The 24,111-nt window shown below is 38.5% G+C and carries 16 protein-coding genes; 1 reads left to right on the top strand and 15 read right to left on the bottom strand.

Features of this window, described 5'->3' with window-relative positions; genetic code table 11:
- Positions 1–177: 177 nt before the first annotated feature.
- From BMY63_RS04010 to BMY63_RS12170, 6 genes are all read right to left on the bottom strand, one after another.
- Positions 178–1,470, bottom strand: coding sequence for a hypothetical protein (locus tag BMY63_RS04010; RefSeq protein WP_143065711.1), 1,293 nt, complete (start codon positions 1,468–1,470; stop codon positions 178–180).
- 48 nt (positions 1,471–1,518) lie between these two features.
- Positions 1,519–2,562, bottom strand: a complete 1,044-nt coding sequence (locus BMY63_RS04005) for a DUF1848 domain-containing protein (protein ID WP_091914841.1) — start codon at positions 2,560–2,562, stop codon at positions 1,519–1,521.
- A complete protein-coding gene (locus tag BMY63_RS04000; RefSeq protein WP_091914839.1) occupies positions 2,549–4,996 on the bottom strand; it encodes a hypothetical protein in 2,448 nt (815 codons plus the stop codon). The genes BMY63_RS04005 and BMY63_RS04000 overlap by 14 nt, the downstream gene beginning before the upstream one ends.
- 12 nt (positions 4,997–5,008) lie before the next feature.
- Complete coding sequence (locus BMY63_RS03995; protein ID WP_091914837.1) at positions 5,009–6,076, bottom strand: 3'-5' exonuclease; 1,068 nt, start codon at positions 6,074–6,076, stop codon at positions 5,009–5,011.
- Between the two features lie 4 nt (positions 6,077–6,080).
- Positions 6,081–8,192 carry an NERD domain-containing protein gene (locus tag BMY63_RS03990; RefSeq protein ID WP_091914835.1) on the bottom strand — a complete coding sequence of 704 codons (2,112 nt, stop codon included), beginning with the start codon at positions 8,190–8,192 and terminating at the stop codon, positions 6,081–6,083.
- A gap of 62 nt (positions 8,193–8,254) precedes the next feature.
- Positions 8,255–8,860 (bottom strand): hypothetical protein, encoded by a 606-nt coding sequence (locus BMY63_RS12170; protein ID WP_143065709.1) that lies wholly within the window; start codon positions 8,858–8,860, stop codon positions 8,255–8,257.
- A gap of 177 nt (positions 8,861–9,037) precedes the next feature.
- Here BMY63_RS12170 and BMY63_RS03980 point away from each other — a divergent pair, with 177 nt between their 5' ends.
- Positions 9,038–9,367, top strand: coding sequence for a hypothetical protein (locus tag BMY63_RS03980; protein ID WP_091914831.1), 330 nt, complete (start codon positions 9,038–9,040; stop codon positions 9,365–9,367).
- Between the two features lie 103 nt (positions 9,368–9,470).
- Here the strand turns inward: BMY63_RS03980 and BMY63_RS03975 are convergent, their stop codons facing one another.
- The 9 genes from BMY63_RS03975 to BMY63_RS03935 all read right to left on the bottom strand — a co-directional run bounded on the left by BMY63_RS03975 (position 9,471) and on the right by BMY63_RS03935 (position 23,963).
- Entirely contained in the window at positions 9,471–10,178 is a 708-nt protein-coding gene (locus BMY63_RS03975; protein ID WP_091914829.1) for a hypothetical protein, read from the bottom strand.
- Positions 10,179–10,190: 12 nt separating this feature from the next.
- Positions 10,191–11,735: an RNA-binding domain-containing protein gene (locus BMY63_RS03970; RefSeq protein ID WP_091914826.1), complete on the bottom strand. Its 1,545-nt coding sequence runs from the start codon at positions 11,733–11,735 to the stop codon at positions 10,191–10,193.
- A gap of 41 nt (positions 11,736–11,776) precedes the next feature.
- Entirely contained in the window at positions 11,777–12,904 is a 1,128-nt protein-coding gene (locus BMY63_RS03965) for a Wadjet anti-phage system protein JetD domain-containing protein (RefSeq protein ID WP_091914824.1), read from the bottom strand.
- Entirely contained in the window at positions 12,888–16,313 is a 3,426-nt protein-coding gene (locus tag BMY63_RS03960; protein WP_256218921.1) for an ATP-binding protein, read from the bottom strand. The genes BMY63_RS03965 and BMY63_RS03960 overlap by 17 nt, the downstream gene beginning before the upstream one ends.
- A complete protein-coding gene (locus BMY63_RS03955) occupies positions 16,291–16,860 on the bottom strand; it encodes a DUF4194 domain-containing protein (protein WP_091914820.1) in 570 nt (189 codons plus the stop codon). Before BMY63_RS03955 ends, BMY63_RS03960 begins: the two co-directional genes overlap by 23 nt.
- Complete coding sequence (locus BMY63_RS03950; protein ID WP_091914818.1) at positions 16,857–18,314, bottom strand: DUF3375 domain-containing protein; 1,458 nt, start codon at positions 18,312–18,314, stop codon at positions 16,857–16,859. The genes BMY63_RS03955 and BMY63_RS03950 overlap by 4 nt, the downstream gene beginning before the upstream one ends.
- Positions 18,315–18,345: 31 nt before the next feature.
- Complete coding sequence (locus BMY63_RS03945; protein ID WP_091914816.1) at positions 18,346–22,821, bottom strand: N-6 DNA methylase; 4,476 nt, start codon at positions 22,819–22,821, stop codon at positions 18,346–18,348.
- A gap of 15 nt (positions 22,822–22,836) precedes the next feature.
- On the bottom strand, positions 22,837–23,487 hold the full coding sequence (locus BMY63_RS03940; RefSeq protein ID WP_091914814.1) for a GIY-YIG nuclease family protein: 651 nt from the start codon (positions 23,485–23,487) through the stop codon (positions 22,837–22,839).
- Between the two features lie 245 nt (positions 23,488–23,732).
- A complete protein-coding gene (locus BMY63_RS03935) occupies positions 23,733–23,963 on the bottom strand; it encodes a helix-turn-helix transcriptional regulator (protein WP_073210116.1) in 231 nt (76 codons plus the stop codon).
- Positions 23,964–24,111 lie beyond the last annotated feature (148 nt).

The raw sequence follows: 24,111 nt of genomic DNA, 5'->3' as shown, positions 1-24,111 counted from the left end.
TTTATTCCGTTTGTTATTATCACATCTTACGTCTTACATCATACATCTTCCATCTCTTAGCCAACCTTTAGCCAGCTTCCATGCTCCTTCTATCCTGCTTCTTTCCATACTTTTGGCATACTCATGAGTAAACTTAGAAGCTGACGATAGTATGCCTACACCTTGGGGAGTATTTCTCTATGTATCCACATATTCTTTGTCTTTTATCCAAAAATATTTTAGTGCCTCGGTAAAAACGCATGACTCTTTTTTCTTCCATTGAGAAGAGAGGCATTCTTCTGTAGCATCACATTTTGCTCCTTCCATAAACATCGTTGATGAGCAAATCGGATAACGCTTACATTCTTTCTTGTTATCTGCCCTTAATAGTCTTGCCATAATTAGTTCTATTCCATACAAAATAGCTGTTTCTTTGTATGCTGATTGAGTTCCATTTTCAGTCTTACGAGGAAGCTCACTCTGATTCCTTCCATCGATAAAAGGATATCCATAGTGATTAAGTATTTGTTCCCTAAAGGACTCTCTGTTACAAATGTCATAATCATACAGGAAATCGATAAGCCTGTGATGACATTTACCACAATCTATAATACAATTGTCAATCACAAGAGAGTAGTATTCTAAATCTCTTCCTAATAAAGCCTTAAAGCTTTCTTTAAGATCATTAGAGAATCGTTGCAGCAGTCTATAAAAGGGCATTTCCTGCCCATTATAAGAAACCGCATAATCTTGAACTATTGATTTATATAATTCTTTTCCATCCCAATTGGGGTGTGACTTAATCAATTCTAATACCTGGAAAAATCCTATACCAGGATTATCCCAAAGCAAAGCACACAAACAAATAGACGCTACTTTCTTCTTATCCTGTACAATATCAGGTATGATTTTCCCTATAATGAGTTCAACTGCATGATAGGGTATTATATTGTGTTTTATCTCATTATTAATAATCGACTGGATAGCATGAGCCATTCCCTCAACTACGCAACGATGTCCAAATAGGAACCCATGCTCATCTGCTTTATCATTATCAAAATCATAACAACCAATCCACACAGCAGTTTTCTCTTTCTCTGCAATAGAGATTTCTTTTTTATCAATCTCTATGTCGGAAATATTGAACCCTGTTGTCTTATCGCCTTCAATTTTGTTGAAATGGATAACAAATTGATGAATATCCTCGTCTGTATCCCATAACCTCAATGGAATATCTATTACTTCATTATTACGTATATAATCACGGTATCTTGAAAACACCCTATTATACATGTCACTCATTCTTATGCCATATAGACTTGTGATGTGCTGAATATAATGAATATATTCATGCACGAATGTAGCGTATGATGATAATGACATGTTGGCCAAGTTACCTAAATCTATATCATCATCTACATACATGTGCAAATGATTAGTTTCATACTTACTACATTTGCCATTTAAAATATCATAATCAAAAAGTGACATGCTGCTATTCCCCCGTTAATTGCCTGTTATTAAAGATCAGAAACAATTCTATCCAATGATACTTTCGCTTTCATCGTTATGTTTGTCTTTATTCTTCAGTACCGCCTCTTTACTAGTATTGGCATAGCAATAAACACAGAAATGCCGACAGGTGTTGTACATGCCAATGTCTTTGCTAATCATACAACCACATATTTTCCTCTGTCCTTTATCCTTTAGGTCTTTTGTTTTCTGTGGCAGTGGCGGTATCTCGCCAAACATATCTCGCTCAGGCAACTTGCCTGTGTGAAGGTAATAGACTAGTTCTTCATCGTCAGCAAAGACACGTTTCATTAATTCGCCATCTATACAACGATTATGCTCTATTCCGTATCGTTCCAGGTCTATGTCCTCAGCACATGTTGCCAATTGAATTCGCTTGGGATACATATCTCGCATTGCCACTAATCCTCTGACAATCTCCATCCGCTGTTCGTATGTCATCTCAGCCTGTTCTACATCGTCCTTGGTAAAGAAGGAAGTTTCTTTTACAAGATTAGCCTGTACTTTTCGATAGGCTTTCACGTCAACGAAACTGAATACAAGTTTCTCTGTATAATCTTTCAGGCAGTTGTGTAATCCTCTTATTCTAGACAACATCATCTGTGTAGTTAGTTGCGGTGTTACAATCAATGGGTCGAAGCGCCAAATTACGCGTTCTTTTCCAATTAATTCTGATAACTGAATAAAAGTATTTAGTCGCGACTTTACAGATGGTACATTAGGTTCAAATCCTTCTTGTTCATAGTCATTCAGCGTAACCTGAAAATAGTAGTGTATTCCTCTCTTGTCAAGTTCTGGCAGATAAGGGATGATAGGAGCAGGATTCTTTGTCCAGAACACAATAACTTTGCAATTCTTGAACGACACATACATTGGCTGTTGGTTGAAGGGATTGTACCATACACAATAGCCTTTTGCCAAGCGATTAAAGAACCACTTGGCATAAAAGGCTGGTATATCTGTAGAACGGCTGGCAGATATAATAACAGGTGCTGTAGCTTCTACCTGTCTGCCATTATCAGTTGTAATATACGTTTTATCTGCTGACATAAATGCTCTGTAAATAACTTACGATTTTCTCAATAGGTATATTCCTATAAATATCAGCAAGCCACATTATTTTGTCGTTTGTTGGATGTAACTTGTTTTCCAAGTATTTTCTCAGTCTTTCGATAACTTTCTCGTTTGATTTGTCGTAACCAGCATAAATACCCCTTTGTTTCCCTTTCTTTTGGTCTTCATACCATTCATTGTGATTATCCACAAACCATTCCATATCAACAATGAAACGTTTCTTCGCTTTATCGTCAATTATCATATTTGCGCATACGGGAATCCATCTGTCATCAGTTAGGATAGGTCTCGAAGTCGGTTGTATTGCAGTATCATTTGTTGAAGATGAAGCTACTCCTATCACTGAGGAGTTTGAGTCAACAAGTTTGGCAATTCGTTTATATGCCAAATCTGACGGTTTTAAGAAATTATCCAAAATGTAAAGGAATGCCTTAGGGTCCTGTCGCTTTGCTTCTAACTCTATTGCAGCATCTACTTTTTCCTTTTGCCCTTTAAGTGCTTCTTTCCCTATAATTCTGTAAATTTTTGAACGAAACTCTTCTGGGGTATATTGAGTAGTATCATGCTCAAAATCTGCACTCTCTAAAGCCTTATATGCTTTTGTTCTTTTAATGTTTGGGAAACTATCAAAAATGTACATAAAAGCCTTGGGACTTTGCACAGCATCCTCTAGTTCAAGTGCTTGACTCACAGCACTAATAACCTGAGTTTGTTTCGATGGCTTTGTCTCTATCTTGCTAATATTTCCCATGATAGTTGTCCCAATGCTGCTTTCACGAATTTCGAAAGAATTAGATTGTGTTGGGAATTCCGCATTTGAGATACTAACACCAAACAACTGTTGATAAACATTCAGAACAAAACTCTTATAATAGTCTCTATCTCCGTTTATTAGTGTAGAAGTAAACGTTTTTGGCAAAGAAGCGAAACCACGTGTTGCACCATACAAGCCGAATGCTAGACGGTAGTTGTTAAATCCGCATTGTACGAGATATTCAGACAGTCGATCTATATTGTCACCTTTTTGGCAGAACGCCGCAAAAGAGTTTAATACATCATTGTCTATAGAATACAAGTCAAAAGCGGAACTCTCCTGCAGATGGCTCAACAGGGCATTAATATAATTAGCCCATTTAGATTCATTCCATTTATCTCCTAATATCCGTTGGAGGATTTTACCTCCATTGTAGGCAATTGCCAAGGGCTCGTCAATCCCATTTTCGTTCTTGACAGCTTCATACTCATTTCCTATTTGGGAATTAAGTAAACTATCATAGAATTCGGGCTTAACCGTTTTGTCGAGCACATTAACGCTGCCATCATTGCCAATTCGAACAAGTTCTTTGACTTCGTTCTTCTGGCCTTTGGAAATGCTTCTAAGTTCTATCTTCCTTACAACAGAATTCAAGGTATCTACGGCAGTATTATATGATTCAGGAGAATAAAACTCCACACACTTCCACAAGTCGTTGGCATCGTATACTCTTCTCAAATGCAGTTTTGAGCAGAATTCCGTATAGATGTCAAGTGATTCCAACAATGCAATAACGTCTTGTTTCTCCAATTTCAAGGGGTTTCTACTAAGCCGCATATCTATGATATTGGCATTATATAGTGCATCTTCATCAATGGAAGAATAGATGCGATTAAACTCCTTGATGTCTTTTGTCAGAGATTCATCTTGTAACTCAGAAGGAGTGTGGGTTGGTGAATTCACGATAGCAGAAAGTGTATTACGCATTCTTCTGGCCAGTGACTTCAATTCTGCAACATCTGAACTAACTGTCATATTTGCCCCAATCAGATAGCAATAGACAAATCCTCTAATACGGTCTATCTTCCTGTCTTGTTCTATATTTGATATGTCTGCGTCTATCTCTGTTGGCAAATAAGAAGAATCCCATTCGAACTCATCGCTGTCATTCTTGGAAAAGAGGTCTTTGACGTTGTCAAAGAACCCTTTCTTCGTTTGCGGTTTGACAACAAGGTTAGCGCCATAGAGTTTCTCAAACTTGTTTTCCAAACTTTGAGCCGCTTTTGTTAATACGCCTTGTCGTTCCGCATAACTGTCGAAGTAAATTTTTGTATGAAAAGGATTCAGATATATTGTAGAAGCAGAAACATATACTTCTACTCCAGAATGTGAAACCTGTTTCTTGATAATTCCAGAAGGATAATCATCGCTTTCTATTTCAATAACCATCGGATAGTTCTCCAATTCTGAATCCTCCACATCATATCGAGGATATTTAGAGTAGAGAAGAACTACACCATCGAGGCTGTTGGCTTCGACAGGATAAAATCGTTTATTGCCGAATTCCCTTCTTTGATAGAACGCTTTAGGAGAAATTGATTCGGTTGAAAATATATTGTTGAAATTCAACGTGCATGTTGGAATATATAATTTCATGATGAGAATAATTTAAAGTTTAAGTTTAGGACCGGCTGAAGCAAGAGAGGTATCATACAAGTCTTCTGGCACATCATCGAATAAACTTGATAGATTTCCGGAATATAATATAAATAAGGAGCGATAAGTACGAGTAACGGCTACGTATAGAGGATTTCTGTTTTCCTCATCTTCAACCGAGCAATCTGGTAAAAAGACATTTTCAAACTGGAGTCCTTTCGAACTGTGATATGTCATCAACTTGGGATTGTCCGAATTAAAGTCTAAGTCCATGAATCTTCCATATTTCGCTTCGACATTCATGCCATGCTCTTGAAAATAGCTATATGCCTCCTCAACTTCGTCGTTTTGCCTAAATAGAATACCCACATCTTCCATGTGCTTATTTTTAATGAGATCAATGATGGCATCATATTGTTTTTCCAGTGTGGGATATTCGAGAATTTTCGGTTTATCTGTTCCTTCTTCAGTACAACGACCTTCTAAATCATCATCCTCGGAGTTTAGATACTGCGCAACTCTAGCAATTTTTTTTGGCATTCGATGATTAAAAACCAACTGTTCCATTGGGAAACCTGTGATATCACGTATTTTTTCCATAGAAACTGTTTGTTTGTCCTGAATAAAGCTGTATAACTGCTGTGCAGAGTCCCCATATAGCAATAATGCTTTTTTTGCTTTTGATTTACATAATTCAATATCCTCTTTCGAGAAATCTTGCGCTTCATCTACAATAATATAGTCGTATGTGCCTTTTTTCCATGATCCCCGTTCCCACTTTCCTAAATCATCTTTAAGCCATGAAAAACAGGCATCAAAATTCACCACGTTTCTCTCTGAAAGCCCAATTTGTTGGATTCCATCATTCATGTATTGTCGTAGAGCTTTTGTAAAAACAACATACATATATGTCCCTCTATTTTCGTCTTGAATCTGCTTAGCTTTCCACAAAGCCAGAATTGACTTTCCGCTGCCAGCACATCCCTTGACGATGAAAGACTTATCAGTCCTTCTGTTAATAACTTTTACCTGATAATCATCAAGTTCCGAGTCTTTTACGTAAAAACTTCTTCTTGGCATAATATTATAGTTTTATGTTATATGAATCAATTACTCTATTTCCATTCGCAGTTTTGGGACACAATGATGAATTGTCATTTTGCTTATATTTCTGAGGATGAATTATATGAGAACATCCTTTTAGTAAGGTGTCATCGGGAATAAAAATGTCTTTAAGTGTCTTTTTGCAAATGATACGATAACAAACTCTGCTCTCATCACCACTTCTTCTTGAGTGGCTAACAATGAAAGTTTGTTGCATAAAACATGCATCCCTACAATCTTTCCAATTGTCACATGCCAAGGGTAAGAGAGTCGCATATTTTGTGTGACTTGATACGAAATCATTTAATCCTTGAGTCATAAGTTGTGGATAGAAAAGCATTGAATGTTCATCTTTCGTCGTTACATCTAATATATAAAGTATGCCGACATCATCTAATAGTCTCGATAAACTATCGGCTATTGTATAATAACAGTTTCCTTCGATTTTCTTTCTCGATATAAGTTCGCAAACCATCTTGCTATTTAAAATAAAATGGCAAACTGGCACATCTGCAATTTGCAAATCATTTTTGCTTTGAATAGTCTTCTCTACACATAAGAGTGATATATTGTGACGCACATTCGATGACAACACTCCAACCAATTCTTTCAAAACAATAAGAGCCTCATGATTACCATCGATTGCAATAATATTTATTGTTTTATAATCTGCTAAATGTTTTGAAAGTGTAACCACCAACCCAATTAACTCTCCACCTGTACCACATCCAAAGTCAAGAATGTTAATTTCTGGCATTTTTTTCAGGACTTCCAGATATTGATGAGATTTGAACAAATCATCAAATATGCAAAAAGATTCCGCATAGCTTCGAGGGAAATACGTTCCTAAATAAACTTTAATATCTTCAGAGTCCGTGTCTAAATTATATTCAAATTTTTTGTATTCTGGAGAATAGATGGCTCCGAGATTATTAAATAAAGCAAGATCAAGCCAGTGCGGAATAATTGTTTTAGATTTATGGAACTTAACGGAACCATTATCTGTGGCTGAATGATCCATTTTATCATAAACGATTTTAGACCGTTCGGTATTCTTTTGTAACTCATCTATCGTATCACCATCTTGCCAACAAATAACATCAGGGTTTATTGCTTTTACTTCATGATTAATAAATTTGCTGAGTTTTGAGCAATGAGTTCCTATCCCGGTTGACTCAACCTTAACCAAATACTTATTATGTATAGTGATGCCATATTTTGCAAGTTTCGACTGTAAAGAAATGCCTTCCCACACTGTAACAACAGCATCAGAGAGTTTTAAGACAGAAGATAGTATCTGTTTTACAAAACCTTTAAGGGCGGCGCTCTCTTCAGTTTGTATTTCTTGTTCATTGACTACATCTCCTTCTTGAAGATCTATATGCTCTTGTTTGTCATCTTGCGATATTTCTGTTTGTTTGATGGAATTGTGAGAATGTCCTTCGTATATTTTTATATCTTCAAAAACAGATAGTTGTTCTGGAGATGTTTTTGGTTTATCATAATTGGCATTGCTGAACTCAGCCAGATAGAAAGAGTTGAGGTTTAACAATTCGGCAAGATTCACAATACCCAAAGGATCAAGATCTGTATGGGGACAAGTAATATCGTCCAGTTTCTCTATAAAATGTTCGTTGTCAGTTATATGAAGCCAAGATTTTGTAGTGGCACAAAGCAGGTTTTCCAGCTTAATGGGCTGATTAAATATCACCAAAGTCGGTACATCTTTTATGTTCTTGCTATTCACTCCTAAAGCTTTGAGTTCTTTTTTGACAATTGAGTGATTTATTCTTGCTTGTTGCAATACTGTCTTTCGTGAACCACCTTTTATGATTTGTCCGTCGCATTTCCATTCACCATTTTCTGTGGCAACAATAGTTCCACCATAGTTTTTGAATTCGATAGCAATAATAGCGTCCTTCTTTATAAACAAAGCATCTAATTCACATCCTATGTTATAGTTACCAGCAAACACACAGAAATCATTCGAATTCTCATAGTGAGCCTTTAGCTTCTCACAAAGAAAACGGAACTGTTCTCTTTCTGCAGTATTGTCGAAATTGCCGACTCTAAATGCTAATAATCCTCCCATATAAGACCTTTTTCAATATTATTTGGTCGTTCTATTATATTGTATTGTATACAAATAATACTCTATCCCTTATTTTCTACTATATCACGGATCTCTTTCAATAGATTTCTAAATTGATTCCGTTCCTGCATTAAAAGATGATTAGAAAAAGTAAAATTCTCTATTTCTTTCTCCAATTTCAATATTTTCTCATCTTTACTGAAGAGATCTACAATAAGATTAATTTCTTTTTCTGATTTTACATTCTTAATCCTATTATACAATTCCCAAATTTGAGGGAGATGCAAATCCCAAGGGGCATCACACCAATACAAGTGAGAGCCATTATAATCTAAGCTCATTACTTGGTTTGCAAAGCTACCCCATGCATTAATATCTAGCGAATAGCCATTGTCTAAATTACTACCACACACGCATCCTTCTGTATTGATATACTCGACAAAATACCATGAGTACCAATTAGAAATGGCAATCTGACTTCTGTGATGAATTAAAATACACTGTTCGGCGTTACGCAATATATGTGGCGTTGTCGAACAACGTACTTCATTATTGTCAAAAATAGCGGCATACAGAGTCCCTTCATATCGTTCTCCAGAACCCGTATGAGTCTCTTTGTATCTGTTTACACAGAATGTTGCAAGTTCTACAAAATCTATTTTGTCCATATATTATGGTTTTTAGGTGTCTCTTTTCTGATTTGCCAAATTCTGACCACAAAGATACGAATTATTTCCCAATTATAAGCATAAAAAACTGAAAAAGTTATCATCACAAGCCTTGTGGACTCATTTTCCTTGGTTCTTTGATGAAAATGTGCTACTTTTGCCACCAAAAAGAATGATATGGCTACACAGGAACAGATTGAAGCATTGAAGATTGATGAGAACGTCTTTGAACTGGCAGAGGACACAGAACTGGAGTACTTGGTTCATTTTGCGGCTCCATTTACTGGTGGTGATAGGTGTTTGGTTCCAAAAGGAACGGCCTTCGCACCACATTCACCTATGCGAGGCGATGCACTGTATATGCATCTGGCAGATGAGGACAATGAAGAATTGTTTGCGAAGATGGAGGCACAAGTAAAGATCAACTACGAAAACCTCTTCACTCGTCTGCAAGGCTTCTCATTTTTCATTACAGAAGAGCGAGCGACTCAAAACACTCCCTCTTAAATTTCGTAGCGGCAGTGCAGAGCGACTGCTTGACATCATGCGCCAATTGCGCTCACCCCTTTACCCCATGTTTCCATAAGCCAATAGAGCTTCCTTTGGATATTTATAGGTGTATGCCATATTTCACAAGTTTATCTACTAACTCCTTACAGTTCCTGAAACCCTCCTCTTCCTGCACCTTGGCAGCTCTGCTTTGGTTTTCACCTTTCTCAATTTGCTCTCCTCGCAGCATATCATAGGTGATAAAAGTCTTCATCTCGCTATTACCGTCAGGCAGTTCTCTCCCTAAGGCGACACCACTTGGATAAGCGCAGAAGATGCCATCGGGGTATTTCTCATTGCCTTGCGCATCGGAGTTGAGATGCAGATTCTTCATGATCCAATTCTTCATCACCTCCATCTTTGGCATATCCATCGGCAAGCCAGTCCTCTCCTTATACCTGTCAAAGAAGTGTGGGGTAAAGAATGCTTTCTCCGGCTTTGCCAAAGGATTGGAATCAAGATACATGAAGCCTACAAGGTGAAAGCCGTCCGTCTGGCGGTATACCCCGAAATACATGTAGTCGAGCAACCGCTGCTTCTTTGTTATCTGCCAGTCTCGACTCAGCATGTATATCATATAATCGATGCCCCTGTTGCCGCTCACCATCACAGGTGCGAAAATCTTCAGCCCCTTGGGCTTTGTCTTTATCACAACACGCCAATACTTCGGCTGAAGCGCATCAATCTGATGATGCACGAACGCTTCATCAAGGTCAAGCACCCTGACTATATCGTTGTAGTCGAATGAATCTGTTATAATGGCTGGCATTGTAATAGAAGACTATTTGTTTTTTACAACTACCCAATAACCCTCTTTTCGACCATCTTTGCGGACAACAATCCCCATTGCCTGAAGCTGAGAGATATGTCGCTGGAGAGTTCTGAACTTTATGCCAGTCTTTTGCGCCATTTCACTGGTCGTAATAGACGGGTCGAATAGCATTTCTTTTACAATAATCTCCTGAATATCAGATAGTTCTTTTGCGCCACCTTTTACGCCACCTTTTACGCCACCTTTTACGCCACCTTTTACGCCAATTTGTTCTACCGAGAGCGTTTCTTTCACAAATTCTGGATGGCAAGGAATGTCTATCAGGAAGTACGTCCTCTCCTCGTCAGTCTCGATAGTCGCCCTAGGCGAGCCGTTGGCTTCTAGTTCCTCCTGCACCGTTGGGATTCCTGTCGCCCTTCCTTCTGTCAGATCCAGTTCTTTCAGGAATTCACCTAATCTGCGATTGCGATACCTGCGTGAACGGAGAGACTTACCCTCTCGAATGGCCTCCATCGGAATGGTGTGGTTAGGCCCAGAAAAATTCAGAATCGATATTCTGTCCGGCTCAATGGTTATCTCTACCGGCTCCCTAATCGTCCAGTCTCTGTGATACAGGCTATTAACGACAGTCTCTTCCAATGCCTGATACGGATAGTTGTAGAACTTGTCAGACTCTTCTCGGTCTTTGGGCTTCAGTATCTGTTTCTTGATGACATTGGTGCTCAAATAACTCAATGTCTTCTCTATCATCGTTGGCACACTGCCCCTGATAGGCTCTACTTCAATCATGTTGTTGGGATTCTTCTCTCGTCCTTCGGGAAAAACAACAATGTCTATCTGCGACTGCTTGAAGAAACGGTCTGGACGCTCTGCGAACATCATGGCCGCCACGTTCTTGATGCTATATCCCTCAGGTGTTGGCTCCAGCAATTCCATCTGCTCCAACACCGATTCCATGTTCTCTGTCAACGACTCGTTAGCAAGGCTGCTTTTCACCTTCACCAGATAGTCGTGCAGCAGCAGCGGCGAGATGTCCTTCAGCGTTATCTGGTCGTTCCCTCGGTCGTCAAACGGCGTACGGTTGGCTAGGTTTATCAGTTCGCGCTCATATTCACCCTTGGGCACAATGCTGCTACTGTTGTATCGGATGTAGTAGTTGTATGTCTTCTGTCTGGCGGTAATTTGGTCAGGCACCTTGTAAGGGCGACGTTCGCCAGCCGACACCTTGATGACCAGAATCGTCTTTCCGTCGGCCTCCTCGATATACAGTCGTGGCTGATAATAAGGCTGCATCAAATTGTTGAATCCCACCATATCCTTTTCGATAGGCTCAATCTGATTGGGATCAATACCTATGACGGGACGGACAGGACGACCGTTTACCTCCTTCACACCCACCACGATATAACCACCACCCGTCTCGTCAAAGTCGTTGGCGAAAGCACACACGCTACGGTAGATAGCATCCGGATTCCATCCCGTCTTATACTCTATGCGGTCACCCTCTACAGCCCGTCCACCGAGCAATTCTTCTATATTAATTGGTAGTCTCATATATTCTTATAACGTTTTTATTTCTGTTACTATTGTTCTTTTTATTGTGGAATCTTTGTCCTAGCATATTCATGTGGAATCTTCTCTTGCTCTAACCTCAAATTGTATTCTTTGAGATATTTGAACATTTCATTTTCTTCAGATGTAAGACACAAATCCTTTTCTACGTTTGTTTCTGTACCTTTATCTCCTTCATAAAACAAATCGAATGTATGTTTATCCATCATGAAACTCTCCACCTGCTCAAAATGAGTCCTAATCTCTGAAAGGATCTGAAATCCATGAGCATCTAAATCTCCCCAGTAATAGATCTTTTTCGTCTTGAGCCATTCAACATTCTTCATTATATCAACACCGAATCCTTTCCCAAACACTACTATTCCATTACTTTGAGCAGGAAAAGTTAGCATATTCATTTTGTTTTCCACTATATACACGGTCTGAATGGGAAGAGATAAATGTTGAAACTCACTTATTGGAATACTTATATCATCAATACCCCCAAATAGTTGCTGACTAATGGCCTCGTCTAATATTCGAAAGCGCACTAATGTTTCGTCAAATTTAAGATTGAAGCGGCTCTCAAATTGCTTTTCATCTACATTAATGTGTTCAGCTATAATTATATCAAGCAATTCACGTATTATTCCAGTGTTGCTTTCAATATATTTGGTATGAACCTGTATTGGCAACTCACGAATATAAAGATGTGGTTGGGGTACTGTCTTGAAATATTTGCATACTTTGAGCAAACTCTCCCAATCATTCTCTATCACTTTAATAGGATATTTGCAAATCCAATCTTTCAGTTCAGGAAATGATGAGAGAATGCTAGTTATGTCTTTCTTGAATTTTACTGTATCCTTTTCTTTATTGATATATTTAAGATAGTCGAATTCGCTCTGGAAACTGATAGATATTGGAATATCCTGTATCCCATGTCTTTTCGTTTTTACAGTTTGGTATTCGATAAAATATCCATATCCTTTCTTCTCTTTGGAGCAACTAATTAACTCAGTCAACTCTTCCTCAAATTTGACGGTATCCTCGTTTGGTTTCTTATCACCAATAATGACTATTGGGTTGAAAGTCTCACCTTCAACGATTGACTGTAAATAAGCCTTGTACTTATTTGCCGCTTTCTTTTTAATTTCAATTGGCGTTATCATTGGCTAAGAATTTTTCGCGTTCTTCTTTAAAGACTTCAATAGGCATATCAAACAGACGTGATTCATTGCCATTGCGCTCTACATAATGCACAAAAGAAATGTCATCCTCTACGATATGGATATTATCACTAGGGGTTACCACAAGCAACTGTAAATGCAATTGTTTGCAGAGAGAAATCAAATAGCGTGCTTTGTCTTCATCCTGGGCTTTGAAAGCCTCATCGATGGCAATAAATCGAAGAGAATTAGATTGCAGTCCGTCTTTGGTCAGACCAAACTGATATGCAATGGCTGAACCAAGAATGGTGTATGTAAGTTGAGCTTTCTCACCTCCAGACAATTGACCCATACTTTCGTATACGTTGCGCTTTTGTTCTGTTTCTTTGTAGAATTCTTCTGCTCGGTATGAGTACCAGTTTCTTACATCCATCACCTTCCTACGCCATTGTTCGTCTCGGAGATGTTGGATGAGAGGCTGTATTTTTTGTTCAAAGTGATTGCGTCTGCCATCAATCGAAGAATCAACTTCACGTATATTGGGTATGGCACTTTCCAACTCTTTTCTAAATTCGGCAATATCAGCATTCGCTTTCTTGAAATTCACCAGCTGGATATATGTAGAAGGAGAAGTACAGAAATCTATAGCCTTAAGCGATTTGTTTAACATTTCAATAGTATCCTTGATGGACTTTTCCCAACCAACAAAGAACATCCTGAACGAAGACACCTGATTGGTCAGCGTTTCATGTAGATAGCTATTGAATCTCTGCTCATGTCGAACCAAGTCTTCTTTCTTCAGTTTTTCATAAAACTTTTGATATTCGCTGATAAGATGCAAGTTTTGTGCGTCAGGAAGGGTATGGACATCAGAACGCCAGTCTCTATACTTTTGCAGAATCTCTTCTGATGGATTCTTAAACTGAGTTATCAAGGCTGAAACTTCGCGTTCAATCCTGTTCTTCTCTTCTTTTTTCCCCTCTTCTTGCTGTTTTATATTTGACTGAAAAGATTTTTGTCTTTCTTCACTATTTTCATAATTGATGCCAAGAACTTCAGGATTGCTTTCTTCAAATGAAGACACCCCAACTACTCCTGTCGCATTCAAAATAGATTGAGCTTCTTTTAGACGTTTACTAGCCACAACCAATTCTACTTGTTCTATTTGATAGATTTCCCTATCCTTTGACTTGATTGTGACATCCTCTAACGTCTTCAAAGTTGTTAGTACTTTCTGTAATTGTTCTTGCAGTTCTTTTACCTTACTATTCGCAGCTTCTAACTTCTCTTTCTCTTCCTTCTTCTCTTGAATAGTTCTTGCTGTTTCTTCCCAATTGATTTCTTCAAACCTAGTATATAGTTTGAAAATATCATTGAAAATGTCTTTGCGTTTACCGATTTCGGCAATTTTAGCTTCTATTCCTCGTATTTTCTGTATGGCATCTTTTTGTTCTGCCTGTAGTTGTTTGACAAATTCCCTAATAGCTGCGATTTTCTCTTTATTATCCCAGCCTAAAACATAATTCTCGCGACGGTTAATTTGTGGACGATCATCCTTCTCATGCTTGTTATGGGTAGACTTTATGAGTCCTTCTTTTGTAACAACTTTCTCGCCATAGCGATAGAACTCATCCAAATCATCCACGCAGATATAGTTGTAATTCTCTATAATTACATCTTTAACCCACTCCGAATAGATGCTTTTGGGGTTGAACTCAATCTTCTCAATTAGGCTGTTCTCATTATATTCTCTGAACTGGAAACTGGTTAATGAAGTCGTGTTCTCATAACGTTGATATACAATTCTGCCCTGCAAATCGTGACCATTCACAAACTGACTTACTTGTCGATAGTACTTCTCAGGAACGACTAATCGTAGTGCAAAATTGTGTAGTATCTTCTCTATGGAAGTCTCCCATACCTTCTCGCTATCCTTAACTCTGATAAGTTCTCCAATAAAAGGTATTTCTTCTGGTTTAGCATGAACCTCCAGCAAAATCATCTCTCTTATTTCTGCCACACGACCAGAAATATTGTTTTTGTTTTTTTGTAGGGTATTAAGCGTTTCAATATTTGATGTAATTGCTTCGCCAATTCTTTCTTCTTCGTTTTTTGCCAGACGCCATTCTTCGTTCTTCTCATTCAACGTGGCTCCACAATTATCCCTCTCTGTTCGAGCCTTCTCACGATTCTCTAAGAACAGAACTTCAGCAGGGTTCTCTGAAAATCCGACTTCTCTAACTTTCTTGTTATACTCATCAAGCTTCTTCTGACGACTTTGCTTTGTCCGTTCAAGCCCCTGCATCTCTTTTTCTAAGGTTTTTATCTGTTGGCCAACATTGTCATTCTCAATAGCCAAAGATAAAGCACGCTCTCTACCTTTTAAATCCTCTTTGTCAGCGTTAAGTTTTGTGAGTTCTTCATTTAGTTTCGATAACTTTTCATTCAGTTCCACCAACTTGGCATTTGCCAGTTCCATGTTTTTTTTGGCGAACCAATACACGGCCATTTCTCGTGTCGTCTGCAACTCACTGAGTGCTTTTGCAATATTTTCCAGCTGTCGGGCTTTCTCATCAATCGGTTTAAGCTGCACAATTTGCTCACTTACTTTTTCAATAGTAGTCCTTGCCTCTATCAATCTTGCAAAACTATCATTCAGACGATTATACTCTTCCTCTGTATCACGTTGCTCAAGCATATTGTTGCGAATAAAGTCATCTAGATCATTCAGCACCTTAACGCCAACAATCTGATTAAATAGCGTCAGGGCTTTCTCTGAACGTAGGCCCATTGAGTGTACTATGCGGTCTTTGTAGTCCTTTATGGTGTCATAGAATTCAATCTGCTTCTTGGGCACATTAACGTTGTATTTTCTATCCAATGTCTTCCTCCAATAGCCCTTGGAATCAAATGCAGAAAAGTCGTCTATTATATGCAAAGCTTTTGCAGAAAAGCCAAACGTGCATTTCAATTCTCCATTTACAAACCAGCGCACCTGAAATAGAGTTACTACGTTTTTAAAGTTGTTGGTGAAAGAAGCGAGGATTACAGAATAGGAATTTTTGTCTCGAAGTTGCTGCTTCCTTGTTGATGCTTCACCTTCAGATTGAATGTTGCCATAATTTCCGAGCACGTATGTTTCCTCTGTGCGGTCACCTTTCTTCTCATTACCAGATGATTGGTTGTAGAATCTGTTTTTTTTTGCAGGTACTAGCAGTGTCAGCAATGCATCAATCAATGTGCTCTTTCCAGAAGCATTGGCTCCTGTGAGCAATGAGTTGTTACCTTGTGGCTCAATTCGATATACCTTATTGTGGAATGTTCCCCAATTGAATATTTCCATATAGCTCAACCGATAACCGGTAGTGCCAGGATTGGTTGTAAATAAATCATATTGTGCCAGCATACTCATATAGTTTTTTCTTGAATAAATCCAAATCTTCTATCGTCACCTTTTCTTTGATAATGCGATGTATCTTATACCGCACATCATCACCGTTTCGCTTCACTTCTTTTAGGTACCCAAGTTCGGCAACTCGTTGAATATAGGTGTCCAAATCTTTCTCCAACTTCACCTTATTATAACTTTCTGGTAGAAATAGTCGTACTTCATCTTTTATCTCGTTTGTTGTTATTATCCGGTCTAAAGATTGTGTTTCTGTAGGATTGCTGTCGTAGTCTTCAAGCAATTGTCTAAGTACTATAACCACTATAGAAACTTCAAATCCCAACTGTCTCCGAGTTACAAGATTCATGGTGGTATCATCATCATATACCACTTGCTTAACGAAAGCAAAACCTTCGTCTTTCTTTACTATAAGCTCCAACCCTATCACAGATAGGTATTCCTGTATTTCGCTTTGGTATAGAAGTATGTCGTTCCACACAGGAGAAGATTTCTCTGCCGTCTTTCTTAACAGATAGACAATTGCTTTAGAATATGGTTTTATCTCGTTCATTGTGACACAATAATTTCAGGGATTATTATTCGTTTCTTTTGGCTCTCGTCAAAAATGATAGCCTCTTGTTTGTCTTCATTGATTGTCTTATGTGAGAAATGGTTTAAGACACTGAAGTAGGCAAAAAGTTCAGGAAGTCCTTGATTTAATGGATGCAGGCTAACAACTTCTGCTATGGTAGTCTGTCCCTTATTTTTCAATACTTCTCTTAAGTTATGCTCAATAACCTTTCGATCTATTATTACATTACTAAAGACTTTGCCAATCTCATTTAAACTGTCAAAATCTAACACATAGTTCTCTGGCTGCTGGTTATATTCTGTACTTTCACTTTGTTCAAAAGTGATTTTCCTTTCAAATGGAATATTGATATCCAATCCATCTTCGACGGTTAATGATATGTCTGGCTTACCTTTAGCCTTTGATATCTCTATAAGTGAATTTTTGATTTCCTGAACGATGCGCTTGGCTGCATCAGAACGGACAGCATCATTTTCACGTATGATATGACTGAGTTTGTCTGCCATCTTGTCGTTGGTCTGATACACCTTGCGTCCTGATTCATAGAGGTGAGAAACCATGTTCTGCAGGAAGCGGTCATCGCTCGCTATATCCCTATCCTGAAGTGTACTAAATAGACTGTTAATTAGTTGCTCCAGTTCGTCCTGCATGTCACGCGATAGAAGGAACTCCCAGAAGGCATAGAAACTTTTTCCTTGTGAACTTGATTTCAGTTCATCCAGTGCATCAAAGGTATATTGCAGAATACCACCTTTATTCAATGTCGGATCAATTTGTTTCTGATAGATATCTTTGATGATATTTTTGAAGTTATCATCAACATCCTTAAAATCAGACAACAATTCTTTTGCCAATTTGCTTACTTGCTGGAATCGGGGCACTATCTCATATTCTTCGAATATCTTAACGTCATCGCCCATTTGCAGACGTTGTATCTGTTGCTCTATCTCCAGCTTTTTGTCTTCAAGAATCTGTAGTCGCTTTTCTCTGTCCTCGCTAGTATATTCAACCAGTTCGCGCAGTTGTGTGATGATTGACTTGAATTTTGATTCTGTGCCAATATATTCTTCGCGTTTTAAGCCAGATAGCCAATCAATAACTTTACTTGAATGTGATGATAGCTCATAATAAATCTCACCATCTTCATTCCTGTAATTCGTTAGGAAACCATTTTCAGTCCACCTTTTGACGTATTTAGCCGCTTTCTCCTCGTATGTGTCAGAAAAAAGAATGTCATTTTCTTCATCAACTTCAACACCATGATCATTGAGGAAATCAGCTAACAGGCTATGAATATTTTCATGTGAGATGGCAGTGGTATCTTCAAAGACACCAGTGAAGAACTCAATAATCATATTGCAGCTCCTTGCTCGCAGCAATGCTACACTCGGAGAAGTGTTTAGAACATCTAATATGTTTGTCTGTCTTGCCATCTATCTTTATAACGTTTCGTTGCCACTCCTGTTACAGAACACACTTTAGAATTCCAATAGTTCTATATTCGGTCTCTTCGTCAAGCACAATCACATCAAAGTCTTTGTTCAACGGAATCAGCTCTACCTTGCTATGTTGCCAGCCTTCTTCTGTCACCACTTTCTCGCTATGGTATTTCTTGATGGTATATTTGCCACCATAATCAGAATCAAATTCGCTGCTTTGAGTAAGCACTATCTCACCATTGCGTGAACCTGCTCTATACCACTCAAATACGCAGAGATCGCCATCCTTTATCTTTGGCAACATAGAATTGCCTTTAGCATGAATCACGAAATGACGCTTTGGGTCGGGAGTAAAACCATTGTTAGAAGCATCCACCCAGCCCTCTTCTTCGGGAACTTCTTCATCCTCAAAATAGCCACAGGCTGCACGTAATGTATAAAGGGGAATGCATCCTTCGCGATATTCAGGGAGAATAATCGCCTTGGATTCGTCTTTCTCTGTGTCAATTTCAACAGTCTCGATAGTACTTTCCTGCTTGTCGTCTTCAATTAATTCTCGATGTAAAACTGCCTTTTTGCGATCAGCAGCTTCGTCACAGATGGCTTTGAGGGATGCTATCTGGCTTTCAATTGCTCCAATTTTATCGATAACATTCTTTTGCTCTGATAGTGAGGGAAGCGGTATTTCAAGATTTGATAACAAATCCTGGTTGAGACTTTTTATATTGGCACCATTGCTTCCCGTTGTAAGACGTTGTTTGATATTTGCAGAAGACAGCAGGTAATAAAGAAACTCGCTATCCACTTCGTCAGACACAATACGTACTCTTATTGAGAAACCGGAAAATGTAGTTCGCTCTTCGGGTTCCTTATCAATAAGCATAAAACGACCAACTAACTCTCTTGAACCATTTGACCTCACAGTTACAAGGTCATTCTTGTGCAAGAGGTAAGAGTCGTCAACATTATCACTGATGGTAATGGTTTTGACTTCGTCCCATTTTGGTGACTTGTTATCTTTGAAGTTCGCTACGCCAACAATACTAACAGTATCACCAACAGGAGTTTCTTTATAATTCAGTCCATTCTTAAACTGTGCAATAGTACCAAGTTTTGTTATTTTGCCTTTTATGTCAGTTACTATCACGTTAATATTTTCTTGCAACTCGGAAATTCTTTCTTCTGCCTTATGTGACTCGTCATCAATCTTCTGACATTCTGTTTCAATCTTTTGTTGTTGAGTTATCGATGGAAGAGGTATTTGAATGTTTTTCAAATACTTAAAATGTCTTTCATATTTTTCAGAGTTTTCTATCTTAATAGTGAGCAAAAAATGATATAGGTATTTTGTGAGAATCTCTTCTTCGTTAACCTTTATAAGCTGTGTACCATCTGCACCTCTGACAAACTTAAAATCGGCATATTTGAAAGTACACGAATGATCGCCAAAAACAATCAACGGCAAATCTGTTATCGGTTCATTAATGTTTGTATAGCCCGAAATGAGATTATCCGCTTCCTGAGTGATAACAGGATATTCTCCTTCTGACAATATTTCTTCTTTGCTGATTTTTGTTAATGAACCGTCAATAGGTAATAACAATTGCTCCAACCGTTTTGTTGGACATCTATACTGAACCACTGCCTCCTTTTGTTCAACAAGAGTTCTGATAGCAAGATTAAAAGACGTTTTCCCAAAATCAATCAAGTCGGTAAGTCGAGCAATTTGCAAAAGAGCATTATTCTCCCCTACAAAAGGTTTTTCGATAATAGCCTTTGCTGTCCCAAAAGAGAATTTGTTACAACTGCCCGTTATATGTTTCCTTAGTGCGTATGAGAATTTTGAAACATCATTGTCATCGCCAGGATTATAAAGAGGCGTTTCAATGTATTTGATGGAATTGATGGCTTGAACGATTTCAGTATCTTTATCGTCCTCGTCGTCTGAAGTTGCGGTTTCCTGAACTTTACTTGTCAGGTACTTGATGCCTTCATCACCCTTGCGGTTGCTCCAGTCATAACCCAAGAACTTGACCACCTCGGCTTTATTACTCTTATTATTGACCTTCTCAGGTGGGGACTGCAAAATGGCAACGATATTGTTTTCTGTCTGAATATAGACATTAAGCTTTTTGCATTCTATGTCTTTTGCAAAGGCTACGAATTGTCTTTTATATTCAGCTTCTTCTAGTTGTTTGTAGTCATCACTTGACAAGAAAAGAGCAAACTGCTTCTTGTATTCCTTTGAGCTTTCCTTTAGTCCTTCCAAATAGTAACTGGATTTGGCAAACCATTCTTTTTGGATACTTTTGCTTATGCTGCTCTTCTTAAAGTTTGCGGCATAGTCCTTGAACACATTTGTTTCTTTAAGGTTGTCTCCAAGAACATTGTCTTGCATAAACGCAAAATACTCATCTTTGGAATAACCCTGTTTCTTAATATAGGAATCAATTGCGCTACTGGTTGTATATTGGGTGTAATCCTTTTTGTCTAAAAAAGTGTGGAGCAACCCCTCTGAGTTTTTCTTTACCTTTTGGGCAAAAAGAATAACGGTGTTTGTTCCTGTTGAGCCAAATGTGCGACTGTTCATCACAGCAATTGCCAGAATGTTGAAGTTCGCGAAAATGATCTCACGGGTTTTGGTATAAATATTTTCGTTGCTCAACAGCGAACTTGGAAGAACGATGCCCATTAGACCGTCTTTCTTCAAAAAATAATGTGCACGTTCTACAAAGAAACACTCAATCGACCTATTTGTAGAGAACGTTTTTTCTTCGATAGTCTTTGCTAGTTCAAATTGGTCACGATCTTTTTGCTCCATCGTATTTAAGAACCCTTTCACGCTATAAGGTGGATTAGCAATAATACAGTCAAAAGACTCTTTTTCAAACCCTTGATAGCGTACATCCATCGTGTTTATATGACTTAGCGAGTCCTTAAAGATGATGCGAGAGTCCTGACAGCCATTAATGATAGTAGCGATTTTTGCAACCTGACTCAACGTTTGGCTTTTCTCTATCCCGTATATCTTAGCCTTTGGATAATGCTTTACGAACTCGGTCAGGAAATGGCCGGCGCCACAGGCATAATCCAGTACCTTCACCTTGTCGGTATTAGGGAACTGAGGCAAAGAATTGATGATAAAGTTGACTATTGGAAGTGGTGTAAAGAACTGCCCTTCCGTCTGGTGAACGTTTTTGGAAAGAAGACCCTCAAACAGGTCGCCAAAGAAATGGTTGGTTTCGCTGGAGCTCAGGTTGATGTCCTGTATGAGGGCTGCAATTTTTATCAGAATCTGAAAGTTCATTTCAAATTCTTCCCGATTTTCCACATCTATGAAGTTGAACTTCTTGATGTTGTAGAACTTCATTTCTTCAAACAGCTCCTTGATGCCTGCGAACAGTCCATTGGTTACAAGAGAACGACCGGTATCTTCAAAAATCTGCTTGATATCTTCCTCATCCTTGTTTACAACCTCCACATTAAAGAGCTGCCGCTTTCCCTGCTGGTACAGTTTCAACAATCGATTACAATATTCCTTGGGCGTGTCACGGGCAATTCCTTTATAATAAAACTGTAGGTCATCAGGGTTGTTAAGTTCGTCGGTAATCTTACAGAGGAACAGATCGATAAGGATATAAAACGAATGTTCGAAATCGGTGATTGCATGATTTCTCAATATCGTTGCAAACTCATGGTATATAGGGCGTATCTCTGCATGAGACAACCCCTTCAAATCATTTATCGTATATTTGAGTTTTCCAACAGAATAGGCCTCGATGTCGTCTTCAAAAAGACCTTTAGTCTCGAATGACTTTCCGTATGTCTGATCCCAAACTTCATAATATTTTCCTTGGGCATCTGCAAATGACTTTGCATTATCCAACTCTTTGAGACGTTTTTCATTATCCTTTAGAGTGATAATATGGTTTTTGAGAAGGACTTCCTTTTCGTCAAAGTCGGCAGCAAAAAGAACAAGATTCTGGCATCGCCCCATAACATTAACGAGTGGACCAAGGTAGCTGAAAAGCTGTCCTCCATCTTTCTGCATCAAGTTCCATTCTTTGCTGAATTCCGTTCCAAATGTTTTGTTTTCTATCAAAACAAGCGGATTGTATTCTTTGTCAAAAACAAGTATGTCGCCATATGAAGGCTTATTTACGTGGCCTACTTTAAATGCGGGCTCAAAGACGATATGCTTTGGCTCGTATCCCTTTTTAAGCAAAAGATGGGTACAAACCAAACAGACAAAATTTTCATTTGCGCTAAAATTTAATGTCGTATCCCTATGAATTACAAAACCATTAGCCGGCTTGTCTTTTGTGGGGAATTCGCCTTCTTTGAAAAGAGAATCTACTGGAGAATATGTAATTTTCTGAGTATCGGTGTTTACTTCAATACTTGCGCCTTGAGAATACTCTTTCTTATATATATTACCCCTTTTCGTGAAACCAAAATTCGGATGTAATAAAAGGGCGGCTAAATTATCTTTTGTAATCATAATGTACTATCTTAGCTATTCGATACATTCTTTTTCTTTTCTTATCTCATCCAATACCTTCCCATTGTACGAGAAGTACTTGGCACCTTGATAGGCACCAGAAGTGTTACGATGTTCTTCTGGCATAAAGGTACCAACGAAGGGAGAGAGTTTATAAATGCGTCCTTCATACTCGATGCTGTCATCTGAGGCAACCTTTACAACAAGACCCGTTGGGTCGAATGTGACTTGCTCGCCAATCTTAATGCCACACATAGAGAACTTGAAACGAGGACGTTTTACCTCTCGTTTCTGTGGTTCCTTGCACCCGCTTTCCACTATTGGCTTGTTGTCTTCGTAAAGGGTTACTTCTGCATCATCTATCGTCATTGCTATATCGCGGAAAATGTCGAGAGCCATTTGCGGAGCAACATTAAAGAACTCACGGTTCTGTCGGATACGCAAATCGGTGAGGCGGTCAATGGTTTTATGTACCAGTTTCTCCACCTCGTTATACTTCGCCGTCTTCATTGTGGCGAAAATCTCGAAAGGCAGAGGAACGGCTGTATTATCCAATTCCTTGCTTCTCACATCTACAGGACGACTGCTTTTCCCAATTTTCACCCAATCCTCTCTAAAGCTTGGATTAGTGAGAATATAAACATATCCCGGTTCTTTATTTACCATATTTTTCTTTACTATCTCGTTTTTATTCTTATTTACTTCTTACTATCTTCTATCTCTCTTCTTGGGGTCTTCTTACCCTCTTCTTACCCTAACGAAAGACTCGGCTTGGCTTCTCGAAGGTCTCTCGAACCTCTCCCCAACCTCTCTCGAAGGTTTCGGCTCTGTCTAAGCTACACCTATCCTATGCCCTTGCTACGATATAGTTACACCCTACGAACGACCTTGCCGCGATAGTGCTACATTATTCATTTTAACTCCTGAGAAAGGAGATATTGTTTGTACTCTCTCACAAAGAGTTCTTTTAAGTCAACTTCCAGTAGATCTGCAATCTTTAATATACATGCAAGGTCTGGTTGGGAAGAGTTCGTACACCACTTGCTGACAGTCGAAGGGTTAACACCGAGCTGCTCTGCCAGCCATTTGCTGGTACGTTTTTTCTCTACGAGAACCAATTTAATTCTGTTTACATCTTCCATACGATAAAGTTTTTATGCTACAAAGATAATGAAAATTTTTCATTTTCTGCCAAATATCTTGGTTTTTCTTCTAAAATTATGTTTTTTTACGAGTTCCGGCACTCAAATCAACAGGAGATTTTCTCAAAGTCAACAAAAACCGTAGTCA

Source organism: Prevotella aff. ruminicola Tc2-24 (assembly GCF_900110895.1).
Lineage (GTDB): Bacteria > Bacteroidota > Bacteroidia > Bacteroidales > Bacteroidaceae > Prevotella.
The sequence above is the reverse complement of the archived record's forward strand: the minus strand, read 5'-3'. Positions and strand labels throughout refer to the sequence as shown.